Source organism: Halorubrum sp. SD612, from assembly GCF_002135005.1.
In genome coordinates, this window is record NZ_NEWI01000246.1 from 1 (window position 1) to 2,712 (window position 2,712).

The 2,712-nt window shown below is 67.1% G+C and carries 2 protein-coding genes and 1 pseudogene; 2 read left to right on the forward strand and 1 reads right to left on the reverse strand.

Features of this window, described 5'->3' with window-relative positions:
• Positions 1 to 127 (reverse strand): FAD-dependent oxidoreductase (locus B9G38_RS17950; RefSeq protein WP_143415536.1); only part of this gene is annotated, 127 nt, incomplete at its 3' end.
• Positions 128 to 507: 380 nt separating this feature from the next.
• On the opposite strand from B9G38_RS17950, the gene glpK reads away from it, so the two are divergent.
• Complete coding sequence (gene glpK, locus B9G38_RS15855) at positions 508 to 2,049, forward strand: glycerol kinase GlpK (protein ID WP_086221017.1); 1,542 nt, start codon at positions 508 to 510, stop codon at positions 2,047 to 2,049.
• Between the two features lie 3 nt (positions 2,050 to 2,052).
• A pseudogene (locus tag B9G38_RS15860) lies at positions 2,053 to 2,712 on the forward strand (hypothetical protein); the annotation flags it as partial.

A 2,712-nucleotide genomic window follows, 5' to 3' on the forward strand; every position in this document is an offset into this window, starting at 1 on the left:
TCGTGCCGTGCGTCAGGTTCCCCTTCTCGACGAGGACCGTGTCGAGCCCGCGTCGCGCCAGGTCCCTGACGACGCCGCACCCCGTCGACCCCCCACCGACGACGACGACGTCCACTTGTCTGTCCATACGGGGCCCTTGGACCACGACCACTTTACTTTACCTCCCGCCGCACTCCACTCATAACTATAAGGGACATTCAAGTAGTGTGATCGCCGCCGGCGCCGATATAATTATATACCACACTTTTTCACTCGCGCCGAAGTCGGGATTTCAACAGGAAGATTATTATGGTAGTACATTATGTTCACGATCGGCGTGGTAGCTTCCGTGAAGATATGTCGCGGCGGCGTCGGAACGCCTCGCGGCCGTCTCGGGTCGGCTCCGGACGGGTCTGACCGAGCGGACGCGCGACGCGACAGCGAACGCGGCACCGGGATCGCCTTCGACGGCGAGGGCGACCCGGCCACCGCCGCACGCGGACCAGCGCCACAGGAGGGATCCACAACATGACACAGTACGTCGGTGCGATAGACCAGGGGACGACCGGTACCCGATTCATGGTGTTCGACCACGCGGGCCAGGTCGTCGCGAACGCCTACGAACAGCACGAGCAGATCTACCCGAACCCGGGCTGGGTCGAACACGACCCGATAGAGATCTGGGAGAACACCCAACAGGTCGTCCTCGACGGCCTCGCGGACGCGGGGCTCGACGCCGACCAGCTCGAGGCGATCGGCATCACGAACCAGCGCGAGACGACGATCGTCTGGGATAAGGACTCGGGCAAGCCGGTCCACAACGCGCTGGTGTGGCAGGACCGCCGGACGACCGACCGCGTCGAGGAGCTACAGGAGGCGGACAGGGTCGAGGACATCCGCGAGAAGACCGGCCTCGAGGCCGACGCGTACTTCTCCGCGACGAAGACGGAGTGGATCCTCGACAACGCCGAGCCGCTGAAGATGCAGAGCTCGCGGGGCGGCGACCTGCGCGACCGCGCTCGCGCGGGCGAACTCGTGATGGGCACCATCGACTCGTGGCTCATCTACAACCTGACGGGCAACCACATCACTGACGTCACCAACGCCTCCCGGACGATGCTGTACAACATCCGGGAGATGGAGTGGGACGACGAGCTCTTAGACGAGTTCGACGTGCCGGAGGAGATGGTACCCGAGGTACGCCCCTCCTCCGACGAGGACTACTACGGGCACACCGACGCCGACGGCTTCCTCGGCGAGGAGATCCCGGTCGCGGGCGCGCTGGGCGACCAGCAGGCCGCGCTGTTCGGCCAGACCTGCTTCGACGAGGGCGACGCGAAGAACACCTACGGCACCGGCGCCTTCTACCTGATGAACACCGGGGAGGACGCCGTCGCGTCCGACAACGGGCTGCTCACGACGGTCGCGTTCCAGATGTCCGGCGAACCGGTCCAGTACGCGCTCGAAGGCTCCATCTTCATCGCCGGCGCGGCGATCGAGTGGCTCGAAGACGTGGACCTGATCAACAACGCGGCGCAGACCGCGGAGCTGGCGCGGTCGGTCGAGTCGACCGACGGCGTCTACATGGTCCCGGCGTTCACGGGGCTCGGCGCGCCGCACTGGGACGGGCGCGCCCGCGGAACCATCGTCGGGATGACCCGCGGCACGAGCAAAGAGCACATCGTCCGCGCGACGCTGGAGAGCATCGCGTACCAGACCCGCGACCTCGCCGAGGCCATGGAGGCCGACTCAGGGGTCGAGATGACGAGCCTCCGCGTCGACGGCGGGGCGGTCAAGAACAACTTCCTCTGTCAGCTCCAGTCCGACATCATCCAGACGGAGATCGCGCGCCCGGAGGTCGACGAGACCACCGCGCTCGGCTCGGCGTACGCCGCCGGGCTCGCCGTGGGATACTGGGACTCCGTCGACGAGCTGCGCGACAACTGGCAGATCGACCGCGAGTTCACGCCCGAGAAGTCGCAGGGCGAGGTCGACAAGCTGTACAGCCGCTGGGACGACGCGGTCGAGCGGTCGCTGAACTGGGCGCGGGACGACGAGGAGGCGGAGTAGAGCATGAACGAGCTCCTGCTTCAGGTCCCGGTCATCGGAATGGAAGTCGAGGCGTTCCTGCTGCTGCTCATCACCGCGCTGGCCGGCGGGGCGTTCGGCGCCGCCATCGGGGCGCTGCCCGCGTTCATCTTCACCGGGTTCGTCGTCTTCCTCGGCGAGGGTATCGGGATCCTCCAGCGACAGATCGGCGCGATCGAGGGCATCCCCGCGGGCGAGCTCGCGGCGGGCATCACCGGCGTCATCGGCTTCGGGGCGATCACCGGGCCGCACATCGCGTTTGCGGGCGGCGTGGCCGCCTCGGCGTACGCCGGCAAGAAGTACCCCGAGATGAACCCCGCGGACGGCGGGTACCACTTCGGGAAGGACATCACGTACGCGTTCGGGACGAAGCCCGACATCCTCGCCGTGGGCGCGATATTCGGCGTCGTCGGGATGCTGTTCACGCGGATCGCGAACGGCGTCTTCATCAACGTGTTGGAGATGACGCCGCCGACCGACTTCATCGCGGTGTCGGTGTTCGCGACCGCGTTCCTCGCTCGCCCCGTCTTCGGCTACCCGATCGTCGGGAAGCCGGCGGGCGACGGGCTCTTAGACATGTCGCCGTTCGAGCGCGGCGCGGCCCACCCGAGGGCCCACCCCGCCCACGAACAACGCCCCCGCCCC

Coding starts and splice junctions, on each gene's coding strand:
- glpK (WP_086221017.1), top strand. CDS start 508: ATGACACAGTACGTCGGTGCGATAGACCAGGGGACGACCGGTACCCGA.